25 protein-coding genes are annotated in these 26317 nt (G+C 66.1%); 14 read left to right on the top strand and 11 right to left on the bottom strand.

Going from position 1 to position 26317, the window contains the following annotated elements:
* Positions 1 to 213: 213 nt before the first annotated feature.
* The 3 genes from ACO2Q5_RS05570 to ACO2Q5_RS05560 are packed head-to-tail and all read left to right on the top strand — an operon-like array spanning position 214 to position 2095.
* Positions 214 to 954, top strand: coding sequence for an energy-coupling factor ABC transporter ATP-binding protein (locus ACO2Q5_RS05570; RefSeq protein ID WP_423288753.1), 741 nt, complete (start codon positions 214 to 216; stop codon positions 952 to 954).
* Positions 929 to 1525: an energy-coupling factor transporter transmembrane component T family protein gene (locus tag ACO2Q5_RS05565; protein WP_423288751.1), complete on the top strand. Its 597-nt coding sequence runs from the start codon at positions 929 to 931 to the stop codon at positions 1523 to 1525. Before ACO2Q5_RS05570 ends, ACO2Q5_RS05565 begins: the two co-directional genes overlap by 26 nt.
* Before the next feature lie 27 nt (positions 1526 to 1552).
* Entirely contained in the window at positions 1553 to 2095 is a 543-nt protein-coding gene (locus ACO2Q5_RS05560; protein WP_423288749.1) for a biotin transporter BioY, read from the top strand.
* Positions 2096 to 2147: 52 nt separating this feature from the next.
* Here ACO2Q5_RS05560 and ACO2Q5_RS05555 read toward each other — a convergent pair whose 3' ends face one another.
* The 4 genes from ACO2Q5_RS05555 to metF form a co-directional block, all read right to left on the bottom strand.
* Entirely contained in the window at positions 2148 to 3203 is a 1056-nt protein-coding gene (locus tag ACO2Q5_RS05555; RefSeq protein ID WP_423288747.1) for a thiolase family protein, read from the bottom strand.
* On the bottom strand, positions 3200 to 4324 hold the full coding sequence (locus tag ACO2Q5_RS05550) for an AMP-binding protein (RefSeq protein ID WP_423288745.1): 1125 nt from the start codon (positions 4322 to 4324) through the stop codon (positions 3200 to 3202). The genes ACO2Q5_RS05555 and ACO2Q5_RS05550 overlap by 4 nt, the downstream gene beginning before the upstream one ends.
* A gap of 15 nt (positions 4325 to 4339) precedes the next feature.
* Positions 4340 to 4780, bottom strand: coding sequence for a type II 3-dehydroquinate dehydratase (gene aroQ / locus ACO2Q5_RS05545; RefSeq protein WP_423288743.1), 441 nt, complete (start codon positions 4778 to 4780; stop codon positions 4340 to 4342).
* A 131-nt stretch (positions 4781 to 4911) separates the two neighbouring features.
* Positions 4912 to 5781 (bottom strand): methylenetetrahydrofolate reductase [NAD(P)H], encoded by an 870-nt coding sequence (metF, locus tag ACO2Q5_RS05540; protein WP_423288741.1) that lies wholly within the window; start codon positions 5779 to 5781, stop codon positions 4912 to 4914.
* 87 nt (positions 5782 to 5868) lie between these two features.
* Here metF and ACO2Q5_RS05535 point away from each other — a divergent pair, with 87 nt between their 5' ends.
* From ACO2Q5_RS05535 to ACO2Q5_RS05515, 5 genes are all read left to right on the top strand, one after another.
* Positions 5869 to 6777 carry a LysR family transcriptional regulator gene (locus tag ACO2Q5_RS05535; RefSeq protein WP_423288739.1) on the top strand — a complete coding sequence of 303 codons (909 nt, stop codon included), beginning with the start codon at positions 5869 to 5871 and terminating at the stop codon, positions 6775 to 6777.
* A gap of 178 nt (positions 6778 to 6955) precedes the next feature.
* Positions 6956 to 7714, top strand: a complete 759-nt coding sequence (locus ACO2Q5_RS05530) for a DUF1194 domain-containing protein (RefSeq protein WP_423288737.1) — start codon at positions 6956 to 6958, stop codon at positions 7712 to 7714.
* A 37-nt stretch (positions 7715 to 7751) separates the two neighbouring features.
* Positions 7752 to 8177 (top strand): L,D-transpeptidase, encoded by a 426-nt coding sequence (locus ACO2Q5_RS05525; RefSeq protein WP_423288735.1) that lies wholly within the window; start codon positions 7752 to 7754, stop codon positions 8175 to 8177.
* Positions 8174 to 8668, top strand: coding sequence for a hypothetical protein (locus tag ACO2Q5_RS05520; protein ID WP_423288733.1), 495 nt, complete (start codon positions 8174 to 8176; stop codon positions 8666 to 8668). The genes ACO2Q5_RS05525 and ACO2Q5_RS05520 overlap by 4 nt, the downstream gene beginning before the upstream one ends.
* An 86-nt stretch (positions 8669 to 8754) precedes the next feature.
* The gene (locus ACO2Q5_RS05515; RefSeq protein ID WP_423288731.1) at positions 8755 to 9543 is read left to right on the top strand and encodes an inositol monophosphatase family protein; all 789 of its coding nucleotides are present in this window, start codon (positions 8755 to 8757) and stop codon (positions 9541 to 9543) included.
* A 375-nt stretch (positions 9544 to 9918) separates the two neighbouring features.
* Here the strand turns inward: ACO2Q5_RS05515 and ACO2Q5_RS05510 are convergent, their stop codons facing one another.
* The 3 genes from ACO2Q5_RS05510 to putA form a co-directional block, all read right to left on the bottom strand.
* Positions 9919 to 10278 (bottom strand): GFA family protein, encoded by a 360-nt coding sequence (locus ACO2Q5_RS05510; RefSeq protein ID WP_423288729.1) that lies wholly within the window; start codon positions 10276 to 10278, stop codon positions 9919 to 9921.
* 85 nt (positions 10279 to 10363) lie between these two features.
* The gene (locus ACO2Q5_RS05505) at positions 10364 to 11101 is read right to left on the bottom strand and encodes a rhomboid family intramembrane serine protease (RefSeq protein ID WP_423288727.1); all 738 of its coding nucleotides are present in this window, start codon (positions 11099 to 11101) and stop codon (positions 10364 to 10366) included.
* A gap of 190 nt (positions 11102 to 11291) precedes the next feature.
* Positions 11292 to 14747, bottom strand: a complete 3456-nt coding sequence (gene putA / locus ACO2Q5_RS05500) for a bifunctional proline dehydrogenase/L-glutamate gamma-semialdehyde dehydrogenase PutA (RefSeq protein ID WP_423288725.1) — start codon at positions 14745 to 14747, stop codon at positions 11292 to 11294.
* 103 nt (positions 14748 to 14850) lie between these two features.
* On the opposite strand from putA, the gene ACO2Q5_RS05495 reads away from it, so the two are divergent.
* On the top strand, positions 14851 to 15312 hold the full coding sequence (locus ACO2Q5_RS05495) for an Lrp/AsnC family transcriptional regulator (protein WP_423288723.1): 462 nt from the start codon (positions 14851 to 14853) through the stop codon (positions 15310 to 15312).
* Between the two features lie 43 nt (positions 15313 to 15355).
* Here the strand turns inward: ACO2Q5_RS05495 and ACO2Q5_RS05490 are convergent, their stop codons facing one another.
* Positions 15356 to 15523 (bottom strand): hypothetical protein, encoded by a 168-nt coding sequence (locus ACO2Q5_RS05490; RefSeq protein ID WP_423288721.1) that lies wholly within the window; start codon positions 15521 to 15523, stop codon positions 15356 to 15358.
* A gap of 456 nt (positions 15524 to 15979) precedes the next feature.
* Between ACO2Q5_RS05490 and ACO2Q5_RS05485 the strand changes: the two genes are divergently transcribed.
* The 4 genes from ACO2Q5_RS05485 (at position 15980) to ACO2Q5_RS05470 (ending at position 22190) form a co-directional block, all read left to right on the top strand.
* A complete protein-coding gene (locus tag ACO2Q5_RS05485) occupies positions 15980 to 19255 on the top strand; it encodes a PAS domain S-box protein (protein WP_423288719.1) in 3276 nt (1091 codons plus the stop codon).
* A gap of 118 nt (positions 19256 to 19373) precedes the next feature.
* Positions 19374 to 20357: a response regulator gene (locus tag ACO2Q5_RS05480; RefSeq protein WP_423288717.1), complete on the top strand. Its 984-nt coding sequence runs from the start codon at positions 19374 to 19376 to the stop codon at positions 20355 to 20357.
* 585 nt (positions 20358 to 20942) lie between these two features.
* Complete coding sequence (locus tag ACO2Q5_RS05475; protein ID WP_423288715.1) at positions 20943 to 21623, top strand: response regulator; 681 nt, start codon at positions 20943 to 20945, stop codon at positions 21621 to 21623.
* A 201-nt stretch (positions 21624 to 21824) separates the two neighbouring features.
* Positions 21825 to 22190: a response regulator gene (locus ACO2Q5_RS05470; RefSeq protein ID WP_423288713.1), complete on the top strand. Its 366-nt coding sequence runs from the start codon at positions 21825 to 21827 to the stop codon at positions 22188 to 22190.
* Positions 22191 to 22194: 4 nt separating this feature from the next.
* On the opposite strand, the gene ACO2Q5_RS05465 is transcribed toward ACO2Q5_RS05470, so the two are convergent.
* The 3 genes from ACO2Q5_RS05465 to ACO2Q5_RS05455 form a co-directional block, all read right to left on the bottom strand.
* Positions 22195 to 24375: a histidine kinase N-terminal 7TM domain-containing protein gene (locus ACO2Q5_RS05465; protein ID WP_423288711.1), complete on the bottom strand. Its 2181-nt coding sequence runs from the start codon at positions 24373 to 24375 to the stop codon at positions 22195 to 22197.
* Positions 24376 to 24451: 76 nt separating this feature from the next.
* The gene (locus tag ACO2Q5_RS05460; protein ID WP_423288709.1) at positions 24452 to 24823 is read right to left on the bottom strand and encodes a hypothetical protein; all 372 of its coding nucleotides are present in this window, start codon (positions 24821 to 24823) and stop codon (positions 24452 to 24454) included.
* The gene (locus tag ACO2Q5_RS05455) at positions 24823 to 25752 is read right to left on the bottom strand and encodes a response regulator (RefSeq protein WP_423288707.1); all 930 of its coding nucleotides are present in this window, start codon (positions 25750 to 25752) and stop codon (positions 24823 to 24825) included. Before ACO2Q5_RS05455 ends, ACO2Q5_RS05460 begins: the two co-directional genes overlap by 1 nt.
* Positions 25753 to 25957: 205 nt before the next feature.
* Here ACO2Q5_RS05455 and ACO2Q5_RS05450 point away from each other — a divergent pair, with 205 nt between their 5' ends.
* Positions 25958 to 26284 (top strand): GNAT family N-acetyltransferase, encoded by a 327-nt coding sequence (locus tag ACO2Q5_RS05450; RefSeq protein ID WP_423288705.1) that lies wholly within the window; start codon positions 25958 to 25960, stop codon positions 26282 to 26284.
* Positions 26285 to 26317: the final 33 nt, after the last annotated feature.

Raw genomic sequence — 26317 nt, 5'->3', positions numbered from 1 at the left:
GCTTTGCCGATCCGCGATCCTCTGCAAACGCACGGCTCTGACGCCCCGTAACCGCGTCAGCCCCATGCGCCGCTTAGTCTAACTGCGCCAACCCGATTTTCCCCTGTCCGGTATCCCGAACATCTGCCTTTCAAAGCCTTGGCACAGGGCGCATTGCGGCCTAAGACGGGCGGCGCTGTCCTGCCCTGCCCTCTTGTCCCGTGCCGGAGCCTGATGCCCGCAACCGACCCCCTCCCCGATGAGATCCGCCTTGAATGCGGGCCGGTCCGGCTGGGCGGGCGCGAGGTTCTGGCGCCGCTGCAGCTGGTGCTGACCGAACGGCGGATCGGCATTCTGGGCCGCAACGGCTCGGGCAAGACCACGCTGATGCGGATGATCGCCGGGCTGATCGCCCCCGTCTCCGGTCAGGTGACCATCGGCGGGGCCGACCCGTTCCGCGACCGCAAGGCCGCCCTGCGGTCCATCGGCATCCTGTTCCAGAATCCCGATCACCAGATCCTGTTTCCCACGGCCGAAGAGGAACTGGCCTTCGGCCTGCGCCAGACCGGACTGCCGCAGCGCGAGGCGCTGGCCCGCGCCCGGGCGGCTCTGGCTGCCGAAGGGCGCGCGCATTGGGCACAGGCATCGGTCTCCACCCTGTCGGGCGGGCAGCGGCAGTATCTGTGCCTGCTGTCGCTGCTGCTGATGCAGCCCGGCACGCTTTTGCTGGACGAACCCTTCACCGGGCTGGATCTTCCCACGCTGATCCGCCTCCGGCGGCGGCTGGCAGCGCTGCCGCAGCGGCTGATCACCATCGGCCATGATGGGGCCGCTTTGGCCGGGGCCGACCGGCTGATCTGGATGGAGGCAGGCCGCATCGCCGCAGACGGGCCGCCCGCACGGGTGCTGCCCCTGTGGCAGGCCGAGATGGAGCGGCAGGGGGCGCTGGATGCTGACGCTGACCTCGCCGGTTGAAACGCCATGGCACCGCCTGTCCGCCGGGACGAAGCTGGCGGCGCTGGCGGCGGGCACGGTCGGGCTTTTTGCGCTGAAGACGCCCGAAGCGCTGGCGTTGGCATTGGCCGGCGTGGCCGTGCTGCACCTGCCGGGAGGGCGCATTTTCGCGGCCCATGCGCTGCGGATGCTGCGCCCGCTTTGGCCCTTTGTGGCGGTGGTGGCGCTTTGGCATCTCTGGACCGGAGAGGCGCGGGCCGGGGCCGTGGTGCTGCTGCGCATGGTCACCGCGGTGGCTGCGGCCAATCTCGTGACCATGACGACGCGACTGTCCGACATGCTTTCGGTCTTCGAGTGGCTGGCCCGCCCGCTGGCCCCGCTGATCCCGCCGCGGCGGCTGGCTTTGGCCTTCGCGCTGGTGATCCGCTTTCTTCCGGCAATGGCGCTGACCATGGCCCGCCTGCACGAGGCCTGGCGCGCCCGCAGCCCGCGCCGGCCGGGCTGGCGGGTGCTGGTGCCCGGCGTTCTGGCCGCGCTGGACGATGCGGACCATGCCGCAGATGCCTTGCGCGCCCGCGGCGGCACGGATTAGATGCAGCCGCAGAAAGAGGAGGCCCCGATGGAACGCAACCTGACCCATATCGCCCTGTTCGCCGCGCTGATCGCCATTCTGGGCCTCGTGCCGCAGATCACCCTGTCCTTCGGCGTGCCGATCACGGCGCAATCGCTGGGCATCATGCTCTGCGGCACCGTGCTGGGCGCCCGCCGGGGCGCGTTGGCCGTTCTGCTGTTTCTGGCGCTGGTCGCGGCGGGCCTGCCGATCCTGTCGGGCGGGCGCGGTGGCCTTGGCGTCTTTGCCTCGCCCACCGTGGGCTTCCTGATCGGCTTCCCGGTCGCCGCTTTCGTCGCGGGCTTCGTGGTGGAGCGGACGACGCTGCCCCTGGGCATCGCGGCCGGGGCCGGCTCGGTCATCGGCGGCATCGGCGCGATGTATCTGTTCGGCATTCCGGGCATGGCGATCATGCTGGGCAAGACCCTGCCCGAGGCGGCGCTTCTGGCCGGGGCCTTCCTGCCGGGCGATGTGATCAAGGCGGTTCTGGCCGCATTCATCACCGTCTCGCTGGCAAAGATGCGCCCGGCCTCGCTCTTGTCGCGGGCGTAATCCTAGACACTCCTCGGGCGTCTCGTCGCCGGGCCTGCGAGAAGCAGGTCGCTCAGCCCGGTGCCAGCACCAGCGCCGCACCAATCCCCCCGGCCGCCGCGATCCCGGCAAGGCCGGGGCCATCCGTCAGATCATGGAACAGCCGCACCGCCAGAATGGCGCCGGATGCTCCGATCGGATGGCCCCGCGCCAGCGCGCCGCCCTTCAGGTTCACCCGGGCCGGATCCAGCCCCGTGCCCCGGACACAGGCGATGGCCTGCGCGGCATAGGCCTCCATCACCTCGGCCCGTTCCAGCACCCCAGGCTGCACTCCGGCCTCAACCAGCGCCGCCTGCATCGCGGGAATGGCCGCCAGCCCCGGCTCTTCGGGCCGCGCGCCGACCGTGGCCGCACCCGCGATCCGCAGTCCGCGGCCCTGTGCCACCTTGGGGGACACCACCAGAACGAAAGCCGCCGCATCCGCCGCCACCGCCGCATTGGCCGCGGTGATCTGGCCATGCAGTACAGGCGCGCGCGCGGCCAGCGCGGGGGTCAGGGCACGGGCAAAGGCATCACGCCCCTGCCCCGCCAGCGGCACGATCTCGGGCCAGCTTGCCGCCAAAAGCGCCTTGGCGTGACTGTCCACCGCCCAGGCGTCCTGTTCGGCCCGCGGGATGCCCAGCCGGTCTGCCGCCGCTGCCATATCGGGGTCACGGCCGGGCCATGGGGTAAAGGGCGCCTGCAAAAAGCCGCGCCCCGCCCCTTGGGCAAACGGGCTGCGTGAGGCGCTTTCCACCCCGCCCGCCACCACCACCTGCGCCCGGCCCGCCGTCACCAGCGCGGCGGCCAGCGCGATGGCATCCAGCCCCCCCGCGCATTGCCGGTCGATGCTCAGGCCCGCCACCCCCTCGGGGAGCCCCGCGGCAAGTGCAATGCGCCGCGCCGGATTGCCGCCCTGTCCGATGGATTCGGCGCAGATCACCTCCTCCACCGCGCCCGGCGCCATCCCGGCATCGGCCAGCAGCGCGGCAATCACCGGGGCGGCCATGTCTTCAACGCGAAGGCCCGCAAAGGCGCCGCCGCGGGGCACAACCGCACTGCGGCGGGCGGCGATGATCCGCGCGGTCATGCCCGCACCAAAGCGGCAAAATCGGTCTTGCCCGCTGCCGTCTCGGGCCAGTCGTCGCGCCAGAGGATCCGCCGCGGCGCCTTCAGCGGGCCAAGGACCTGCCGCAGATGCGCCAGCACCGCCGCCTCCGCCGCCGGATCGCCCATGGCTACGGCATACAGCACCGTGCCGCGGCGGGGGTCCGGTTCGGGCAGGACGGCGGCGCGGGTGATGCCGGGCAGCGTCTCCATCAGCGCCTCGATCGCTTCGGGGAACACGTTCTGGTCGGCCACGGTGACCATCCGGCCCTTGCGCCCGTCCAGCCAGAGAAAACCTCCCTCCATCCGACCCATTTCCCCCACCGACAGCCAACCGTCCTGCCAGACCGCACCGCCGGGGTCCGAGGCGTAGCCGGTGAAGAGATAGGGGCTGCGGACCCGGACCTCACCGGCATCAACCCGGATCTCCACCCCGGGATAGGGCCGCCCGACCGATCCTTCCGGCGTCTCCGCATCGGCCAGGGTGATGAAACTGGTCTCGGCCGCGCCGTAGAATTCCCGGATTTCAGCCTCCGGCGCCAGCGTCGCCAGATGCGCGCGCAGGGCCGCGTCCAGCTTCGACCCGCCGACCAGCACCAACCGCAGGCCCGGCAGCGGGCGGTCCAGCCCCCGCAATTGGGCGGGCGTCGCATAAAGCGTATCCACCTCGCTGGCCGCCAGCCGTGCCGCCTGCCGGTCAGGCCGCAGCCCGGCCAGCACGTGAACATCGGCCCCGAGACAGGCCCCCTCCAGCGCGCCATAGAGCGAGAGCGAATGCACCGACCCGCCCAGAACCGCCAGCCGCCGCCCCGGCCCGATGCCGAAGAGACGCGCATTGACGGCAAAGCTGGCCGTCCAGCTGGCCACGCTGCGGGCGATACGCCGCGGCTGGCCGGTGGAGCCGGAGGTCAGCGTCTCAAACCCCTGATCCGGCGCGGGACCGTCGCCCCCGATGCGGAAGCCTTGCCCCGCCGCAAGCGCCCGTGCGATGGCCTGCGCGGGCGGATCGGCCGGGATCAGCCCACCCGCACCTGCCACCGGCACCTCCGCACCGTCCGGACCGAACAGCCGGGCCGCAGGATGGGCGCGGAAATGATCCTCCATCGCCCGGCCTGCGGCTCAGCCGCCGACCAGCGTCGCCATCCGGCGCAGCGCCAGCAGATACCCTTCGGTCCCGAAGCCCGCGATCACCCCTTCGGCCCGCGACGAGACGAAGGAATGATGCCGGAACGCCTCGCGCTTGTGGATGTTGGAGATATGCACCTCCAGCACCGGGCCTTCGAAGGTGTTCAGCGCGTCCAGAATGGCCACCGAGGTATGCGAATAGGCGCCCGGATTGATGATGATCCCGGCCGAAGTCTCGCGCGCGGCCTGAATGGCATCGACCAGCGCGCCTTCGTGGTTCGACTGCACTGCCGCGACCGACAGCCCCAGATCGCCCGCCAGCGCGGTGACCGCGGCCACCACATCCTCCAGCGTCTCGCGCCCATAGATTTCGGGCTGCCGCTTGCCCAGCAGGTTCAGGTTCGGGCCGTTCAGAAGGGTGATAAGCTTGGTCATGGGGCGTCCTTTCGTCCCCGCGGACAGTAATCCATTCGTCCCGCGGGGCAAGGCTGCTGCCCAAAAAAGCGGCCCCCGCTTACGCTAAGGGGCCGTACAGGGAGACTCAGGTCGGAAGAACCTCAGGAAACTCAGGCAACCTTTTCCAGAACAACCTCGGGCTGGATGCCAAGCGCACGGACCACCTCACGGGTCAGATGCGGGCGGTTCAGCGTGTAGAAATGCAGATCGTCCACGCCGCCTTCGATCAGCTTGTCGCAAAGCTGGGTGCATTGGGCGAGCGAATAGAGCTCCTCGCGCCCGTCGCGCACGGCACGGGTAAACGCCTCGTCCAGCTTCACCGGCACGTCCGATCCGCAGCGGCGGGCGAATTTCTTCGCGCCATCCCAGCTGATGATCGGCAGGATGCCGGGTATGATCGGCGCGGTGATCCCCGCCTTCACGCAGGCATCGCGGAAGCGGAAGAAGGTGTCGGCTTCAAAGAAGAACTGGGTGATGGCGCTGGTGGCCCCCGCGTCGATCTTGCGCTTCAGGAATTCCACATCCGCGGCGGTGCCGGGGCTGTCGGGATGGGGTTCGGGATAGGCGCCGACGCGGACCTTGAACTTGCCGGTCTTTGCGATCGCCTCGACCAGTTCAACCGAAGAGGCAAAGCCGTCGGGGTGCTTTTCCCATTTCGCCGCGCCCTTCGGGGCATCGCCGCGCAGGGCCACGATCTCGGTCACGCCGGCGGCGGCATAGGCCTCGACAATCTCCATCGTCTCGGCCTTCGAGGCATCGACGCAGGTCAGGTGGGCCGCGACGTTCAGGCCATAGTTGCGGTGGATCGTCCCCACGGCCTCATGCGTCAGCTTGCGCGTGGTGCCGCCCGCGCCATAGGTGACCGAAACGAAATTCGGTTGCATCGGCGCCAGCGCCTGCACGGTTTCCCACAGCCGGAATGACGCATCCAGCGTCTGCGGCGGGAAGAACTCGAACGAAATGCGCGGGGCCTTGGACATGGGACTTCTCCTTCAACGCGCCCCTTGTCGCAGATTCCCGGATGTGAGACCAATTCATAATCTTCAGAATGATCATGAGAACTGTTCATGTACGTTGAGCTGAAACACCTGCGCACGATCCGGGCGATCCATCAGGCGGGCGGCCTCGCCCGGGCGGCTGAAATGCTGAACATGACGCAATCGGCGCTGTCGCATCAGGTGGCCGGGCTGGAGGATCAGGCCGGGATGGAGCTGTTCGTGCGACGGTCGAAACCCATGCGCCTGTCGGCGGCCGGGTTCCGCATGCTGCGCGCGGCTGAGCGCATCCTGCCCGAAATCGACGCGATGGAGCAGGAGTTCGCCGCCCTGCGGTCCGGCAAGACCGGGCGGCTGCATATCACGCTGGAATGCCACGCCTGCTATGACTGGCTGTTCCCGGTGCTGGAGATGTTTCGCCGCGCCTGGCCCGAGGTGGATGTGGACATCCGCGCCGGTCTGGCCTTCGATGCCCTGCCCGCGCTGAACCGCGAGGAGGTGGACCTTGTCATCTCCTCGGACCCGAAGGACCTGCCGGGGATCCTGTTCAACCCGCTGTTCGACTATCACCCCACCTTCCTGTGTTCGTCGCAGAACCCCTTGTCGGCCAAGCCTTTCATCACGGCCGAGGATCTGCGGGAGGAGGTGATCATCACCTATCCCGTCAGCCGCGACCGGCTGGATGTGTTCACCGAACTGTTGACCCCCGCCCGGGTGGAACCCCGCGGCCACCGCACCGCGGAACTGACGGCGGTGATCCTGATGCTGGTCGGGTCGAACCGCGGGGTGTCGGTCCTGCCGGATTGGGTGATGCGCGAGGTGAAGAGCAGTGCCGATTATGTGACGCGGCCCCTGGGCAACCCACCCGCGCAGAAGCGGATGTATGCGGCCACCCGCGAAGAGGATGCCAGCCGCCCCTTCATGGCACATTTTCTACGGCTGGCGCGGGTGGAAGCCGTGAAGCTTCAACGGGAGATCTGAGGCGCACCGCCGCACGCGCTGGAGGGGTTTTGCACCCCTCCAGACCTCCCCGCAGGATATTTTTGCCAAGATAAAGGGGGGCACAGCAGGGCAGAGCGCGGCAGGGACGCCTGCACGGCGCGGGAATCACCCCATGGCGCCGCGGAATGTGTCAGGGTGGCGGTCAGGGGGTTTGCCGATGCCGCGTATCCGCCTTGTCCTGACCGTTCTTTTCGCCCTGATGCTGTCGGACCCGGCGGCGCGGGCCGAGTGCCGGCTGGCGCTGGTTCTGGCGCTGGATGTCTCGCGTTCGGTGGATGCCGAGGATTTCGCGATCCAGACCGGCGGGCTGATCGCGGCCCTTCAGGCGCCCGAAGTGCAGACCGCGTTCTTTGCCCCTGCGGGCGATGTGGCACTGGCGGTGTTTCAGTGGAGCGGGGACAGCCATCAGGAGATCGTGGTGGACTGGGCGCTGATCCGCCGCCCCGAGGATCTGGCCCCGGTGGTGGCCGCGCTGGAGGCGCTGCGCCCGCCGGAGTTGCGGCTGTCGACCGCGATCGGCCAGGCCCTGGCCTTCGGGCGGGCGCTTCTGGACCGGGCGCCGGACTGCCGCCGCCGGGTGATCGACGTGTCGGGCGACGGGCGCAACAACAACGGGCCGACGCCGGAGCGGGTCTATGCCGGGACGGACTGGGCCGGGATCACGGTCAACGGGCTGGCCATCGGTGCGCATGAGATGAGCATCGAACGCTATTATTCTGAGGTGGTGATCCGCGGCCCCGGCGCCTTTGTCGAAATGGCAGTGCGGCAGACCGACTTTCCGGCGGCGATGCGGCGCAAGCTGCAGCGCGAGCTGACCGAGGCTTTTGCCGCCTTGTCACCCCCCGATGGTGGCGATTCCCCACCCCGTTCCGCGAGGGAGACGGTTGACTCGACCCGCCCTGCAGGAAAATCCTGACCGCATTGCCGGTCAGGGGTTCTTAGGGGTCATTGCCATGCGCGTTTGCACAATCCTTCTTGCTCTGGCCCTTGGGCTTGGCACAACCGGTATCGCCCGGGCCGAGCGGATCGAGGTGCGGGTGTCCATCGCCAGCCAGACGATGCGCGTCTTCCATGAGGGGCGGGAAATCCACGAATGGCCGGTCTCGACCGCGCGCAAGGGCAAGGTCACGCCCAAGGGCATCTGGAAACCGTGGATCCTGTCGAAATACCACCGCTCCAGCCTGTACAACAACGCGCCGATGCCCTTCGCCATCTTCTATGACGGCGATTATGCCATCCATGGCACCGATGAAGAACGCAAGCTGGGCCGCCCCGCCAGTTCCGGTTGCGTGCGGCTGTCGCGGGCCAATGCCGAAATCCTGTTCTCGATGGTGAAGGCCGAGGGGATGGAAAACATGCGCGTGGTCATCGTGGAGTGAGGGCGACGGACCCGTTCCCCGAGATTTCGGCCCCTCCACCACACAAGCCACGCCCTTGGCCCGAGGTTGCCGGTCTTGTCATCGCCGCCGTGGCGGTCATCGTTGCCATGGGTACCGCGCTGATCCAGTGGCAGCAGACGCGGACGGCGGTTTTCCGGGCCTCAGTCGAGGGGCGGGCCTCGGCCTGTATCTCGATGGCGACGCTTTATGCCAGCCAGAGCTGGGCCTACAAACCGGTCAAGAGGGAGAGTTTCGAGAAATACGGTCTGCCGCCGACGACAGAATACACTGAAAATGGGCCAAATCAGGTGCTGGCCGACTTCAGCGACAAGGCACTTATGGTGGCGCGCGCGGTCCGGCTGTGCCTGAACGATCATGCGGCATCGGCCCCGCTGTCAGACTGCCTTCGCCAAAACGTGGACGAACCGAAGAAGCACTGGGTCGATGACATCCAACCACGCGACCATATCCCCGACCGCGTGATCTGCTGATCCCCGCAACCGCAGGTCGCCCCCTTTCCTTCCTGCCGCTTTGCCTGTAGAGGCTGCGCGTTCCGGACATCGCCATGGAGAGCCCCATGCAGGGAAGCGCCAATCTCAACCTGATGATCAAGGCCGCGCGCAAGGCCGCGCGTTCGCTGGTCAAGGACTTCCGCGAGGTCGAGAACCTTCAGGTTTCGTCCAAGGGGCCGGGCGATTTCGTGTCCAAGGCCGACCGCGAGGCGGAACGGATCATCAAGGAAGACCTGCTGGGCGCGCGACCGACCTATGGCTGGCTGGGCGAGGAAACCGGCGGGACCGAAGGGCAGGACCCCACCCGGCGCTGGATCGTCGATCCGCTGGATGGGACGACCAACTTCCTGCACGGCATCCCGCACTGGTCGGTCTCCATCGCGCTGGAGCACAAGGGCGAGATCGTGGCGGGCGTGGTCTATGACCCGACCAAGGACGAGATGTTCTATGCCGAAAAGGGCGGTGGCTGCTGGCTGAACGACAACCGCCGTCTGCGCGTCTCGGGCCGCCGCGCGATGAATGAGGCTTTGTTCGCCACCGGCGTGCCCTTCGGCGCGAAGAAGACTCTGCCTGCCACGCTGAAGGACCTGTCGCTTCTGATGCCGGGCACCGCAGGCGTGCGGCGCATGGGCTCGGCCGCGCTGGATCTGGCCTGGGTCGCGGCGGGCCGGGTCGAGGGCTATTGGGAGCGGGAGCTGCAGGCCTGGGACATGGCCGCGGGGATTCTGCTGGTCAAGGAAGCCGGCGGCATGGTCGAAGGCATCCGCGAGGGACAGGACCCGCTGACCTCCGGTTCGGTGCTGGCGGCGAACGACCAGATCTTCAGCCCGATGGCCAAGATCCTCCGCGGCTGAGAGGCCGCCAGCCGGGCCAGCCCGGGCGGCGCTTGTGGTCATTCCCCCACGGCCAAGGTGGCGGGCGGCCATCCATTTCGTGCCTGCTGACGCCGCCTGCCAGTCTGCTGCCCGGTTGCCGACAAGCAAGCTGGCTTCCATCCTTGCAGCGCGCACTGGCGGTTGACCTGGCTCCTGCCGGGGTCTTGGCGCGGCTCAGTCGCGAATGGGTCGACGGACAGGCTGGGCTGTGTGCCGGGGCCTGGTCAGAGGCCTACGCCATTCTGCCGTGCTGGCAAAGGCCAGGGCCACGGTGCCGCACGTGCAACCCGATGAAGCCGCCCCCGCACCTCTGCTGAGGACGGCTGCACCGCAAGCGGCGGCAGGGTTTGCGGCTCAAACCCGGTCGGACGGATGGTTCACCCCGTCGGACCACGGCACTTCGCCCAGATCGCGCGGGTTGATCCCGTCCAGAATACCGACATTCACCCCGTATTCGCGCGGATTCGACCGGCGGCGGTGGTGGGTGTAGATTCCGCAGGTGCCGCAGAAGAAATGCTCGGCCGTGCGGGTGCCGAACTGGTAAAGCCGCAGCGCCTCCTGCCCCTTGACCACCCTCAGATCCTCGACCAGAGCCGAGACGACGATGGCGCCGCGCCTGCGGCAGAAGCTGCAGTCGCAGCGGCGAGCGGTGGCGAAACCGTCCTTCAGTGTGACCTCAATCTCGACCGCGCCACAATGGCAGGACCCGTGCATTGTCAGTCTCCTTTCCGCGGCCTCATCGGCATATTCCGGCGGAAGGGCATGAAAAGCGCAGGGCGCAGGGCAGATGCCGCCATTCTCAGCGCCGGACCCGGGGGATGCTGCTGCGCGACAGCGGATAGCGCGCTTCGGCATGGGGCGGCTGGCCCTGCGTTTCCTGCCAGTAACCCTGCGCGCCCCGCCGTCTCCAGACCGGCACCATCAGCGCCAGCCCGGCCGCAAAGCCGCCGACATGCGCCCAATAGGCAACGCCCCCCGCATCCGTGGGTGTGGCAAGGCCCGAGAACACCTGAATGCCCAGCCAGAGGCCCAGAATTACCCAGGCAGGCAAAGTGAAAATGCGGAAGAAGATGATGATGATCACCAGCACATCCACCCGCGCCTTCGGGAACATCAGGAGATACCCGCCCATCACCCCGGCAATCGCACCCGAGGCACCGACCATCGGCACCGGCGACATCGGGTCCGGCGCGATCTGCAGCGCGGCGGCGGCAAGGCCGGAGACAAGATAGAACAGCAGGAACCGCACATGGCCCAGCAGATCCTCCAGATTGTCACCGAAGATCCAGAGGAACAGCATGTTGCCCAGAATGTGCATCCAGCCGCCATGCAGGAACATATGGGTGATCAGCGTCTCATACCCCTGCCCCGCCATCAGGCGGCCGGGCACCATACCCCATGTGGCATAGGTGCGGGCAAGGTCCCAGTCGGATGCACTGACATAGGTGGCCAGAAACACGATCACATTCAGCGCGATCAGCGCCAGCGTGACATAGGGCGTGCGCCCCGAGGGGTTGTGGTCGCGGATCGGGAACATGGGGCCAAGCCTTGCCCGGCCCGGCGCGGCCCGTCAATCCCCGGCCAAGGCGCAGAGTGTCGGGCGCAGATCTTCACCATGTGCACGGCCGAATATGGCCACTCAGCGCTCGGCGGCATCCGCCGGATCGCGGCAGGCGGGTGCCGCGGTTCCCGGTCCCCTCGGACAAGAGCGCAGCGGCGGGTTCGGGTCAGTCGGCCACCTCGCTCAGCAGGCGCGCATTGCCGCCCGCGGCGGTGGTGTCGATGCAGACGTGGCGTTCCAGCATCGCATGGGCCACATCCGGCAGGCCGGTGATCAGCGGCAGGATCGGGCCGGGCCGGGCCGCCAGCGCCTGCGCATAAGTGCGTCCCCCCTCCCCCCACCACAGCGCGCCGGAGAACCCCGAAAGACGGGTCAGGGCGGCGGCGGGCAGATCCGCGGCCTCCACCGCCTCGCCGCCCAGGGCCCGCACCGTCTGGGCCTGCGCCAGCGCGGCCTCTGGCCCGGGGCCAAGGCACAGCAGCGGCGCCCGCGGGGTCAGCCGCAGGCGGTTCGATTCGCCCGTTGGCCCCGGCAGATCGTGAAAGCGGTCGGGCGCGGCGGCCATCGGCGCGGCCAGACGGCGGGCCACCGCCTCCTCCTCGGCGGGGGTGCCGGGGGTGCCCTGCACCGGCGCCTTGGTCCGGGTGAAGCGGGCTAGATAATCCGGCCCGCCCGCCTTTGGCCCGGTGCCCGACAGCCCCTCGCCCCCGAAGGGCTGACTGCCGACCACCGCGCCAATCTGGTTGCGATTCACATAAAGGTTGCCCGCCCGCACCTGCTCCACCACCTGCTGCACGCGGTCGTCGATGCGGCTGTGCAGGCCGAAGGTCAGCCCGTAGCCGGTGGCGTTGATCTCCGCCACCACCCGGGGCAGGTCGCGGGCGCGGAAAGTTGCCACATGCAGGACCGGGCCAAACACCTCGCGCCCCAGATCGGCGATGCCGCCCACCCTGATCACCACCGGGGCGATGAAGGTGCCGGTCGCGGGCACCCGGCCTTCGGCCAGAATGCGCCCCTCCGCCCGGGCCTGTGCCACATGGGCCGCAATCCCGGCCTGCGCCGCGGCGTCGATCACGGGGCCGGTGTCGGTGGACAGATCCCACGGGTTGCCCGCCCGCAGCTCGGCCATGGCGCCCGAAAGCATCTCCAACACGGCGGGGGCAATATCCTCCTGCAGATAAAGGCACCGCAGCGCCGAACAGCGCTGCCCGGCCGACTGGAAAGCGGAGACGAGGATGTCGCGCACCGCCTGTTCCGGCAGCGCGGTGGAATCGACGATCATCGCATTCAGCCCGCCGGTTTCCGCGATCAGCACCGCGCCGGGGTCCAGATGGTCGGCCATCGACCGGCGGATTGCCTGCGCGGTGGCGGTCGATCCGGTGAAGGCCACGCCCGCCACCCGCGGATCGCGGGTCAGCATGGCGCCGACCTCTCCCCCGCCGGGCAAGAGCTGCAGCGCGGTGTCCGGCACACCCGCGCGGTGCAGCAGCCCCACGGCCAGCGCGGCGATCAGCGGCGTCTGCGGCGCGGGCTTGGCGACGACGGCATTCCCCGCGGCCAGAGCGGCGGCAATCTGGCCGGTGAAAATGGCCAGCGGAAAATTCCACGGGCTGATGCAGGCGAAAATCCCGCGCGGCGGGGCAGCCAACGTCGTGGCCCCGGCGGCGTAGTAGCGCAGGAAATCCACCGCCTCGCGCAATTCGGCCATGGCATCGGACTGGGTCTTCCCCGCCTCCCGCGCCAGTAGGGCGAAGATGGGGCCGATCTCGGCCTCATACAGGTCCGCCGCGCGAGACAGGACCTCGGCCCGGATGGCGGGGGCCGCCGCCCAAGGCTCGGCCAGACGCAGGGCCGTGTCCACATCGGCAGGCGAGGCGTCAACGACATGGCCCACGCGGGCGCCGGTGGCCGGGTCTTTGACCTCATGCCGCAGCCCGCCCGCCGGGCGCCCCGCGATGAGTGGCGACGCCTCGAACAGCGCCTCTGCAAACGGCGCGCGTGCGTCGGCGATCAGGTCCAGATCGGCGGCATCGGTCAGGTCCAGCCCCGCCGAATTGCGCCGCCCGAGGAACAGATCGGCTGGGGGCACCACCGCCGGACCGGGCATCGGCGACACTTGTTCCATGAAGGTCAGCGGACAGGCGGCAACCGCTTCAGGCGGCACCTCCTCATTCACGATCTGGTTCACGAAGCTGGAGTTCGCGCCATTCTCCAACAGCCGCCGGACGAGGTAGGCCAGCAGGTCACGATGCGCACCAACGGGCGCATAGATGCGGCAGCGGGTGGAGTGATCGGACACTACGAGGTCATGGAGACGCTCCCCCATGCCGTGCAACCGTTGAAATTCGAACATTTCCGGGGTCACGCCCTGTTCGCGCGCCATGTCCAGCACGGCGGCCACGGTATGGGCGTTATGGCCCGCGAACTGCGGATAGATCCGGTCGGTCATCGACAACAGCTTCTTCGCATTGGCGATATAGCTGACATCGGTGGCCTGTTTGCGGGTGAAGACCGGAAAGGAGGACAGGCCAAGGACCTGCGCCCGTTTCACCTCGGCATCCCAATAGGCGCCCTTCACCAGCCGCACCATGATCCGGCGGTCCAGCCGGGTGGCCAAAGCATGAAGCCAGTCGATGACCGCACCGCAGCGGCGGCCATAGGCCTGCACCACCACGCCGAACCCGTCCCAGCCCGCCAGCGAGGGGTCCGACAGCACCGCCTCGACCACCTCCAGCGACAGGGCCAGACGGTCGGCCTCTTCGGCGTCGATGTTGAAGCCAAGACCCGCCGCGCGCGCCAGACCTGCCAGCGCGCGGACCCGCGGCACCAGTTCCGCCATCACCCGGTCACGTTGCGCCACCTCATACCGCGGATGCAACGCCGACAGCTTGACGGAAATCCCGGGATTGGCGCCGATATCCACGCCCGTGGCCGCCTCGGCAATCGCAGTGATCGCGCGGGAATAGGCAAGGTGATAGCGGCGGGCATCGGCCTCCGTCCGCGCGGCCTCGCCCAGCATGTCATAGCTGTAGGTATAGCCCTTCGCCTCCAGCTCTCGCGCGCGGGTCATCGCCTTGCCGATCGTCTCGCCCAGCACGAACTGGCGGCCCATCTCCTTCATCGCGCGGGTCACGGCCCCGCGGATCACCGGCTCTCCCAACCGGCGGACGGCGGCGCGCAGATGGCCCGCCACCCCCGGTTCGCGGTCATCCAGAACCTTGCCGGTCAGCATCAGTGCCCAGGTCGAGGCGTTGACGAGGCTGGAGGCGGAATGCCCCAGATGGCGGCCCCAGTCCGACGGGGCGATCTTGTCCTCGATCAGCGCATCCATCGTGGGGGCGTCGGGCACGCGCAGCAGTGCCTCGGCCAGACACATCAAAGCGATGCCTTCGTCGGTGGACAGGCCGTATTCGGCCAGAAACACCTCCATCAGTCCCGGCTTCGTGCTGGACCGGATGCGCGAAACCAGCGCGGCGCCCTCGCCTGCGATGCGGGCACGGGCGGGGGTGTCCAGCGCGGCCTGTGCAATCAGCCCACGCACCAGCGCGGGTTCGTCCGTCAGGCTGTGGCGGGTGATGAGGGTCCAGGGATCGGGCCGGAGATCGGGTGGCGGGCTGGTCATGGGGCGCTCCTGCGTTTGGACCAGCATACACGCAAAGTCGCAGTCGATCTTCCCGATTGATCTGTGCTATGCAGCCCGAACGCTTGAAATCAAGGGGAACAGCATGCCGGATGACCTTTCACCGCTGGACAGGTTCGACCATGCCATCCTGCGCGTCCTTGCCACCGAAGGGCGGATCAGCGCGGTAGAGCTGGCGCGGCGGATCGGCCTGTCGAAAAGCCCGACGCAGGCACGGATGAAACGGCTGGAGGAAACCGGGGTGATCGCAGGTTACCGTGCGATTCTGGACCCGGTGAAAATGGGACAGGCCCATGTGGCCTTTGTCGAAGTGCGCCTTTCCGACACGCGCGAGGCGGCATTGCAGGCGTTCAACAAGGCGGTGCTGGCGGTGCCGGAGGTGGAGCAATGCCACATGATCGCCAGCCGGTTCGACTATCTTCTGAAGGTGCGGACGGCGGATATCGCCGATTACCGCCGTGTCCTGGCCGAGCGGATCAGCGCCCTGCCCCATGTGGCCCAGACCTCCACCTATGTCGCGATGGAGGCCGTGAAGGAAACGCCGTAACCGGACCCGCCGCACAGACGACGGCGTGGCCCGGACGGGCGTGTCAGAGGCGGATGCGGCGGAAGGCCTCGGGGTCGATCCCCAGCTGGCGCAGGGTGAGCGTATCCGGTACGCGGTGCGACCGCACGGCGCTGGCGGCGCGGCTGGCGGCGCCAAGGGTGGTGAAAACCTGGCCGACGGAATTCAGGAAGCTGTTCATGATCTTGCTCACTTTCTCTCGTGCCCCATAGATGGACCTCCGCGCCCCATGCCGCAATGCAGCATCATGCATTCCCGGCATGCAGCGGCCGCAAGGCAGACCGGGCTGTGCGGACCTGAGGCGGGCGGATCGGCGCACGTGCCGCAAGGTCACATGCGGCAGCGCGGCATTCCGGATTGCCCATTGCAATTCCGCAACCCATATCGCGGTCAACGACCTGCTCCGGCGGCTTTGCCAAAGCCCCGTGCCGGCCGTGCCTGTTTTTCGGCGTTGCGGTGTCAATTGCGCGATCCTGCCCCTTTTCCGCTGCATTTATGCTGTTCTAGTCGGGTCCGGACGTCAGAACGAAAGGCAACGGCGATGGACCGGGGGCCGGGCATGCACTACGCTGCGGACCAGAGCAGCGAAACCGAAAGGGCCATGGAGACGCGCGGAGTGCAGACGTCCCCATGCGCAGAGGAATTCCGCATGGAACGAGACATCGGGCTGATCAAGGCGATTCGGGAACTTGTCGGCTCTCCGCCTTCCAAGGTCGATGCCGCCTTGCAGCGTGCCCTGTCCCAGACCCGCAGCTTGCTGCAGGGTGGACGGTCGTGGCTGATGCTTCCCGCCGCCAAATCCGGATTCCGCGTCAGCCATGCCGACGCGCCTGATTTCGTGGCCGCCTTGTCGAATGCCTTGTCGAATGAGGCCGGGTTTCTGCCCAAGGGCATTGCCGCACGGATGGCCGGACGGCCGCTGACCGTGGCAGAGGTCGCGGCACTGCCGGGCGGAAAGGCCCTGTCCGCCGCACTCGAAGCACTGTCGGTCCGGCGCTGCGGCTTCTGGCCGATGACGCTGCTGGACGGCCGCAAGGGCATTCTCGGCTGTGAGATGAACGGCGACAGCGGCGACGATCCGGTGATCCTGGAGCTGCTGACGGAATTCGCGGCGATGGTCGGCGCCACGCTCGACCGCGCCCAGACCGAGCGGCAGCGGATCGAGACCCAGGCCCGGCTGGAGGCGACGATGGACGCCCTGCCGGACCTTCTGTTCGAGATCGACCCCGAAGGCCGCTACACCGGCTTTGTGGCCGGGCCGAAAGAGATGTTCCTTCACGACCGCAACACCTTTGTCGGGCGCGAGGTGGGCGAGGTCCTGCCCCCCGATGCGGCCAGAACCGCGCGGGAAGCCGTGCGCCGGGTCATTGACGAGGGGCAGGCAAGCAAAATCAGCTATGCGCTGGACCTTCCCGATGGCCGCCACGTGTTCGAGGCGCGCGGCGCACGGCGCAAGCCGCTGCCCGGCGAGTCGGACAGCGCCGCCTTGTTCATCATCCGTGATGTGACCGCCGAACATAAGATGCGCGAGGAATTGCACCAGCTGGGCAGCGTCACCCAGATGATGAGCAATCTTGTCGTCATCGTGGACCCGGACACCAAGATCCGCTGGGTGAATGCCGCCTTCGAACGGCACATGGGCTGGACCCTGAACGAGATCCGCGGCCGCAAGATCGCCAAGCTGGTCCGCTGCGAGGAAAGCGATCCCATTGCCGCCGCAGGCGTGGCCGAAGCGATCGCAGAGGCCAAGCCGTTCAGCGGCCAGACCATCAACAAGGACCGCTACGGCAACCGGTTCTACGTGGATTTCAACATCCAGCCGCTGCATGACATGAGCGGCAAGCTGCAGGGCTTCGTTTCGGTCGAAACCGTGGTGACCGACCTGAAGCACCAGCAGATCGCGCTGGAGAATCTGGCCCATACCGCGGCGGCGGCGCAGGTGCGGCTGGAGAATGCGCTGAATGCACTGCCCGACAGCATGATGATTTTCGATGCCGACGACCGGCTGATCATCTGCAACCCCGCCCATGCGGCGCTGTTCCCCGGCATGTCCGACGTGCTGCGCCCCGGCATCCCGCTGCGGGATCTGATGGTCGCCGCAATCGAGCGCGGCTTTTATGAAGGTCCCTCGGACCCGGCAGAGATGGAGGATTTCATCGAAGGCCTGCTGGAACCCTATCATCAGGCCAGCTATGCGGACGAGTTCCGCATCAAGGACGGACGCTGGTTCCGCCGGGTGAACAAGCGCACCTCGGACGGCGGCCTGATCACGGCGATGATCGACATCACCGCCCGCCAGCGGCAGATGGCGGAACTGGACAGTGCGAACCTGCGGCTCTGGCGCGCGCTGGAAGAGCGCGAGCTGGCCGAACAGCGGCTGAGCAGCATCATGGAGGCAACCCGCGTCGGCACGTGGGAGCTGGACCTGAGCCGCGGCACATTGTCGGTCTGCCAGCACTGGGCGCGGGTTCTGGGCATGGGCCGCGACGCACTGGTGCTGTCGCATGCCGATTTTCTGGATATGGTCCACCCCGAGGAACGGGCCATGCTGGAATCCTCGACCCCGCAGGTCAATGGCCGCTCGCCCGATATGTTCGAGCATGAATTCCGCATGCGCCACCGTGACGGCCACTGGATCTGGGTGCTGTCGCGCGGCCGGATCACCCGCCGCGACGACCATGGCCAGCCGGTCGGCTTTGTCGGCGTCGACATCGACGTCAGCGACCAGAAGCGGCTGGAAGAGGAGATCCGGCAAAGCGATGCGCTGCTGAAATCGGCGCTGGAAAGCAATGTGGCAGCTTTCGCCATCTACGATGAAGACGACATCCTGCTTTACTGCAACACCGAGGCAGAGCGGCTGATCCGCCTGAAGCCCGGCCTGTTGTATGGCCGGCAGATGGAAGGCCCCGTCTGGAAGATGGAGACGCTGGACGGCCAGCCGCTGAGCGAGGGTGACGGCCCCTGCAACCGTGCACGGCGGGCGGGCACCATCCTGCGTGACATGCGCTATGCGATCCGCTGGTCGGACGGGCGGCGGCAGATCCTGACCTGCAACGCCACCCCCTTTGACGCCGGCAACGGTCGCATGAACACGGCCATCTCCTTCTGGGACATCACCGAAGAACTGGAGATGACCGACAAGCTGAAGGAAGCGCTGGCCAATGCCGAGGCAATGAGCCGCGCCAAGACCATCTTCCTTGCCAATATGAGCCATGAGATCCGCACGCCGCTGAACGGTGTCCTCGGTCTGGCCGAGGTGCTGAGCCTGCAGATCAAGGACCCCGAGCACAGCCGGATGATCGCCACGATCCGCCGCTCGGGCGAGACGCTTCTGGCGGTCCTGAACTCGATTCTCGACATGTCGAAGATCGAAGCGGGCAAGATCGAGATCGAATATGTGCCGCTGCGCCTGCGCGACATCATCCAGCAGATCGAGACGGTCTATGCCGTGCAAGCCGCTGAAAAAGGTCTGGATTTCGAGGTCATCACCTCGGACGGGATCGACCGGCTGCGTATCGGCGACCCCCACCGGATTCAGCAGATCCTCTACAACCTGCTGAACAATGCGATCAAATTCTCGACCGAAGGGTCCATCTCGCTGATGGTCTCGTGTCGGCCGGGCAAGCCGGTCGTCTTCGAGATCACGGACACCGGCGTGGGCATGACGCCCGAACAATCTGCACGGGTCTTCCAGAGCTTCGAGCAGGCCGATGGCACTGTGACGCGGCGATTCGGCGGCACCGGGCTGGGCTTGTCCATCGTGCGCGAACTGGTCGTGCTGATGGGCGGCGAAATCACCCTCGACAGCGAGGCCGGAGAGGGCACCACCGTCCGCGTCTCGCTGCCGCTGGACATGGCCGACGACAAACCCGCCGTCGAAGCCCCTGCCCTGCAACTCCGCACGACGGAACCAAGCAAGGCCTAGCCACAGTCCCGCCCAATTCTGACCAACTTTGTCTTCTACAGATTGCCTAAAGGTTGAGTCTCTTGCCGAGGGCCGAAAGCGGCCCGGAGACATGACCACTGCGGCGAAAGGTGCAAAGATGAGAATCCTGGCTGTCGATGATGAACCTCTGTTCCTGGAGGTGCTTGATGTTGCCTTGCAGGACCTTGGGTTCACCGACATGACGCCGATCTATTCGGCCAAGGAAGCCCTGCGCGAACTCGAATCGGGCAAGAAGGTGTTCGACTGCATCCTCCTGGACATTCGCATGCCCGGGATGAGCGGGGTGGAACTGTGCCGCAAGATCCGCGCCGTTCCCGGATACAAGCGCACGCCGATCATGATGATCACGGCGATGACCGACCGAGAGTTCATCGACGATGCCTTTGCGGCGGGCGCCTCGGACTATCTGACCAAGCCACTGGACACGCTGGAACTGAAAGCCCGCATGACCATGGTCGAGCGGCTGATCGTGGAACAGTCGCGCAATGTGTTGCTGGAGCAGCGCTCCAACCTGCCCTTCGCGCCCGATGACGAAGACGCCATCGCGCTGGACGAGGTGGATTTCGAATTTGAGACGCCGGTCACGCTTCTGGGCTTCGACCGGGTGATCGACTATCCCGCGCTGGAGAACTACCTGAAATCGCTGAGCGCGAAGGAAAGCTACACCGCCTCGGTGATGGCCATCGCGATCAGCAATGCCCCGCGCCTGTTCGAAAAGGCCAGCCGGGTGGATTTCATCAATATGCTGTACGATGTGGGCGTGACGGTGGAAACCGTGCTGAAGCCTGCAAAGGCACTGACGGCCTATGCGGGATCGGGGATCTTTGTCTCTGCCCTGTCCGAAGGCCGCGAACCCGACATCCTGCAGATCGAGGATCAGATCAAGAACCGGCTGAAAGATTTCGAGCAGATCTACGAACGCGACAACCTGCCTTCGCCGATGATTGCCGTCGGACCCGCAGTGCGCAAGTCGCTGTTCATGCGTCCCGACGGACCGAACATGCTGCGTTCGGCCATTGCGGCAGCAAAGGCGGGCACTGTGCCCCTGCCGGAGGAGACGCGCCGGGCCGCCGGTCTCTGACCGGCCGCAGCGCAGCGCAAGACATCAGCCAAAGGGATCGAATCTGCATCGCCCGAAAACGGGCGATGCATCCCCCGGCTGCCGTTTGGACGGGCAGTTTTCTGCCCGCAGGCGACCCGTCCCGCTTTCCCGGGACGCGGTGGCCCAAATCTGTTTGGCGGCCCTTCAGAATCTTGTTAAATCACGGATATAGCTAGATTTTTGGCTGCAAAGAATCACATCTTGCAGCCTTATTTTCGCTTCCTTTCGGTTGTGTTCCGTCACCGTTGAATGCTATAAGTTGATCAGATTTTATATGGTTACTTTTTTCCGGATTGTCCCGGAACCGGTGACAAGCTCGTGCGTTTACCCCTCATAACGGTGGCGCGACTCTGTCCTTTGTGTGTTTCCTGGCTACTCGGTTCGTTCGTTCGCAACACCTCAAAAAGAAGCGGGCAATCGCCCAAAGACGGACACATAATGAGCCTTACTCCCTTCAGGCCAGTTGACGTACTTCGCCGTCTGGAAGCCCACTACGGCTCCATGGCTGAGCAGGTCGATGCGACATTCGAAGCTTTCGGAAGCCTCGGGTGTGAAAACGGCCGCTTGGGTGATACGGATGCGGTGGAACAGCTGGTGCGCGGTTTTCTGGACGCCGCACCCTTTACCGGCCCCGACAGCAGTGTTCGGCTGAAATTCAGCGCCCGCCCCGAGAAACCCGTCGTGATCGAAGTGGTTTCCTCCGCCGGGCTGACCCCCGACCCTGCCGCCGTGGCACTGGTCACCGGCATGGGCGGAACGGTAACGCCGACCGGCGGGGGCACCGGGGTGAAGATTTCGCTGCCGCTGGAGGAAGCGCCTCTGGACACGGTGGAGGCCGAAGCCTCGCCGCAAGAGGAAAGCAACCGTCTGGACGGCATGCGGATCCTGATCGCTGACGACAGTGCGACGAACCGGCTGGTGCTGGAAGAGATGCTGGCCGATACCGGCGCCGCCCTTGTCAGCGTACAGGATGGCAAAGAGGCGCTGGACCGCTGGCAGGCCGCCAAATTCGATCTGCTGCTTCTGGACATTTCCATGCCGGTGATGGACGGCGTGACCGCCATCCGCGAAATCCGCGCGATCGAGCAGAAAAAGGGCATGACCGAAACCCCGGCCGTGGCCGTCACTGCCAATGCGCTGGTCAATCAGGTCGCCGATTATCTGGTTGCCGGATTTGACACCCATCTGGCCAAGCCTTTCCGGCGCACTGACCTGATGCATGCAATCCTGACGCTTCGCCGCTGAAAAGCTTCGCGCTATGCGGGAATTTCCTTCCGCCCGGCCCAATTTCCACAGTATATGTGGTGCGTTACACGGGCTTATTTGAACGATTATGGCGAGGGACTAATGGGGCCGGAAGGTATCCTGAGTAGCGGCGGCCAAAAAGCGGCTCCGTCGGACACCAGATTCGGCCAGACCGCTCCGCGCCGACCAATCAAGATTCTCGTGGCCGATGATGACGAGATCAACCGTGCCATCGTCGAACATCTGATCCAGCCGCTGCCCGATGTGGTGCTGGCACAGGCCGAGGATGGGCGGCAGGCGCTGGAAATGGCGCAGACGCAGCGCTTTGACCTGCTGATCTTCGATCTGAACATGCCCGAAATCCGTGGTGACCGGCTGATCCGCCATCTGCGCGCCAGCCGGTCGATCAATGCAGGATCGGCCATGGTACTGTTCACCGCCGCACTGGATGCGTCTGGCCATGTGCCCGGCAACCGGGCAGCCGGACTGGCCGACATGCTGCTGTCAAAGCCGATCCGGGCCGCGGCCTTTCTGGCCGCCATCAACCTGCTGACCGGACGCCGCTAGGCGCTCAGGCCTCTTCCAGCGGCAGGGTGACGCGGATTGCGGTGCCCTCGCCCAGGCGGCTTTCCACGGTCACATGGCCGCCCATGATCTCGACCAGCTTGGACACGATGGACATGCCCAGCCCGGTGCCGCCAAAGCGCCGGGTGACGCTGCCGTCGGCCTGTTCAAAGGCGTTGAAGATCCGGCCAAGCTGCTCTTCTGTCATGCCGATGCCGCTGTCGCGCACCTCGATCACCATGGGTTTGCCCACCGGGCAGGAGAAGCTGACCGCGATTTCGCCGCTGTGGGTGAACTTGATCGCATTGCTGACAAGGTTCTGCAGAATCTGCATCACCCGGTGCGGGTCGCCAATGCGCTGCACCTCGGCGCGGCCACTGGTGAAGACGTCCAGCTCCAGCTGCTTTTCCTCGGCCGAGACGATGTAGAGATCATAGATCCGCGCCGCCAGATGATCGGGACGGAACAGCGCCGCCTCCAGCTCCAGCTTGCCCGCCTCGATCTTGGACATGTCCAGCACGTCGTTCAGGATCGTCAGCAGCAGCTCTCCCGAATGCCGGATCGTCGTCAGCATCTTCTTCTGTTCCGGATCGTGCACCAGCCGGTCCAGAACCTCGGCCATGCCAAGGACGCCGTTCAGCGGCGTGCGGATCTCATGGCTCATATTCGCAAGGAACTGGCTCTTGCTGCGGCTTTCCGATTCCGATTTCGCCACCGCATCGCGCAGGTTGTTCTCGGTCCGGTGCTGGTCCGTCACATCGGTCAACGAGACCACAACCCGCGCCTCTCCGTCGGCCGATTGCAAAAGCGAGGCATTGCACGAGATGATGCGCCGTTCGCGGTCGCTGCGGCGGCGCAGTGCCAGCCGCCGGTTGCGGATCGGCCGGCTGTCTTCCAGCAGGCGTGCGAAGACATGACCCAGCCCGGTGGCGGGCACACCTTCGGGCCATTCAAAGGCCCAGTCCGGATCGGAAAGGTTCACCTCACGCACCGGAATGCCCTGCAGCCCCAGCAGACGCTCGGCCTCGGCATTGATGAACATGATGGCGCCTTCGGCATCCAGCGCGATGATGCCGGAAAGGCTGGTCTCCATCAGTTGCGACAGAAAGTCCCGCTCGGCCTGAAGCGCACTGGACAGAAACCTGCGTTCGGTCGAGTCCTGCAGCCGCAGCACCCAGCCGATGACATCGCGATTGGTGCCATAGACCGAGCGCACCGGGAACACGTCCGGCTCGAAATAGCGGCGGCGGGCGGTCAGGGTGCGGCGCGCGGGCTGCCCGCCTGTCTGAATGATCTCATCGAAGAAGTCGCGCATCTTCAGATGCTGGTCATCCACGCCCTGCGTCAGATCCACCTCGGGGCCGAACAGGCGCCGCGCCTCGGGGTTGGCGCCGATCTGGCGCCCCTCGGCATCCAGCACGATGATCGGATCGGGGGAATTGTGGAACAGCAGGTCCTTTGCCACTGACCCCACATCCATCAGCCGGTTCTGCGCAATCATCAGCGACAGGATGAACAGCGCGACGGAAAAGGCAAAGGGCGTGGGGTCGAAGCCTTCGAATGTAACGCCAAACCCGATGTAGAGCACATTGCTCAGCCCCGGAACCAATGTCACCAGAAGAAGCCCGATAAAGAAGGTGCGGTGCTGCGCACTGGCCTTGAGCGAGCCGATCAGCGCCACGACAACGGCCCAGATCAGGAAAATGTAGATATAGGCGGCAAAGGCATAGAACAGCGGACCATGGTCGAAGGACACGACCAGCCGGCCGTCCACCACCACAGGACCGGTATCCGGGCCATAGAACATCTGGTGCCGGCTGTTGGTCGCGGCCACGACCGCCGCCGCCACCGGCCCGACGATCAGCGGCACGATGCGCCAGCGCCGTCCCTGCCCCGCAGAGCCCGCCGCATAATCGGTCAGGAAGAACGCCCAGGCCGTGGGCAATGCCACGATGAACGGCCAGGCCGCCTGCGCCCAGATGATCTTGCAGGTGGGGGTGATCGCGCTGATTTCCAGAAAGACCGCGACCAGCCAGCCCAGCATCGCCATCAGCGTGACGACGAAATACCGCCGCCCGAAGAAGTATTCCTGCGCCGAACGATAAAGCAGGAAGACGATTGCAAACCAGAAGAACAAGGTGACGCCGCCGAGCGCGTCGATACGTGAGACCTCGATGCACTTGAGCATTAGGATTCCTTGGCGATCCTCGGCCGGGGCCGGTGCAGGACCGTCTGCGTTTTCGTGTCAGGGCGCCATGCTGCCCTCAGGTTGCGGCTTCGTCCAGCGTGTTGCTCAGCGCAGAATGAAAGAGAACGATCATCCCGTCAAACTCGCGCAGGTTGAGAGGGCCACTTTTCAGCGCCTGGGTCAGCTTCTGATCCAGCGCTGCCGCGGTTTCGCCCAGGCCCTCATGACCCAGCGTGGCCGCCACACCCGAAACGCGATGGGCGATCATGGCGATTCCGGCCAGCGCAGGGCGCAGCTGCGCCGGCGTTTCGGCTTCGCGCCGATGCAGGGCAACGTCCAGCACATAGCCTTCGACCATTTCCAGAAACCGCCGCCGGATCGCGGCCAACGGATCGTTCGACGGACGGACCGGGGCCGCCATCGCAGGACCAAGGACAAGACGATCCATCAGCGCACCATGGCCACGTCACGGACGGACTGGCGCGCTTCCTTGAACAGGCTGCTGACAGAGGTGCGGGTGAAGAACCCGGTATGCAGGATCCGGCCCACCGTCACATCGGGCAGCGGAATGCCAAGCGCCTCGTGCAGATGGGCATAACGGTCCATGGCCAGATCAATCTCGTCCTGCAGCAGATCCACGTCCAGATCGGTGCGCTGCGAGATCATGGCGACGAATTCGCCGCGGCCCGCATGCGCGATCAGATGGTTGCAGGATTTCAGCGCGCCGTCGATGACCGATGCGACATTGGCCATCGTGTCGATATAGCCGATACCGTCGGTCGAGCAGAAAATGCTCTCGGCATTGGTGACCTTGAAGCCCAGCACGCTATGGCCATAAAGCCGCAGCCGGCCCAGCGTCAGCGCATAGTTTTCCAGCGCCAGATAGTCGATCACGCTGCCCGCCTCGCTCAGCGCGACCGGCTCGTCAAAACGCACATTGATGACCGGAAGACCATGATCGGTGGAGAAGCGGCTTTCGACCGAGGCCCGGCGGCGGCGTTCCTCGATCAGGTCGCCCACCATGCGCAGCCGGGTGCGCATCTCCAGCTCGTCAATCGGCTTGTGCACATAGTCATTCGCCCCGGCGCGGAAGGCCGGTTCGACGAAATCCAGCGATTTCATCGCGGTGATCATCACCACGGGCGTATCGTGATAGTCTTGCAGCGCCCGCACGCGGCGGCACAGCTCGATCCCGGTCATGCCGGGCATGTCGATGTCCAGCAGCAGGCAGTCGAACTTCTGCCGCGGGTCGCGCAGCAGTGTCATTGCCTCGGCACCGGATTCCACGGTGCGCAGATCCTTGTATCCGATCGCTGTCAGCACATGCTCAAGGAGCATCAGGAAGACGGGATCGTCATCGACGGCCAATATACGCATCGGTGTCATCCTGCATTCATCCTTCTGGTCGGGGCGGGCGCGCGACTCGTGGGGCGGCCACTCAATTTCCGGGCGATTTTCCTTATTAGGGGTGGCGAAAATGGCGAAAATTAGACCTATTGTCGGAACTTCGGCAACGATACCGGGGCAGGAAAAAGGTCCCCGCGCCCGTACTGAAGACCGCCACCGCGCAAGGAGACCCGGCATGACAGAGCTGACCATCACCCGCGAGGACCGAGACAGTCGCCATGGCCGCTGGGTTGCCCGCATCGCCGGGATCGACGCCGAGGGCGAGATCACCTTCACCCGCCGCGGCCCCGGCCGGATCAGCGCCGACCACACCGGCGTGCCGGAGACGATGGCCGGCCATGGCGTGGCTCAGGCGCTCCTGGCACGCATGCTGGAGGATGCAAGGGCCGAGGGGTTCCGGATCATCCCGCTCTGCCCCTTCGTGCGCAAGCAATATGCCCGCCACCCGGAATGGGCAGACCTGTTCACCATCGCACCGGGTGAGGACCCCGCGCCGCTGTAACGGCCCCAAATGCAAAAGCCCCGGGGAAATCCC

The organism is Neotabrizicola sp. VNH66 (assembly GCF_049445895.1).
Classification (GTDB): Bacteria; Pseudomonadota; Alphaproteobacteria; order Rhodobacterales; family Rhodobacteraceae; genus Pseudogemmobacter.
The sequence above is the reverse complement of the archived record's forward strand: the minus strand, read 5'-3'. Positions and strand labels throughout refer to the sequence as shown.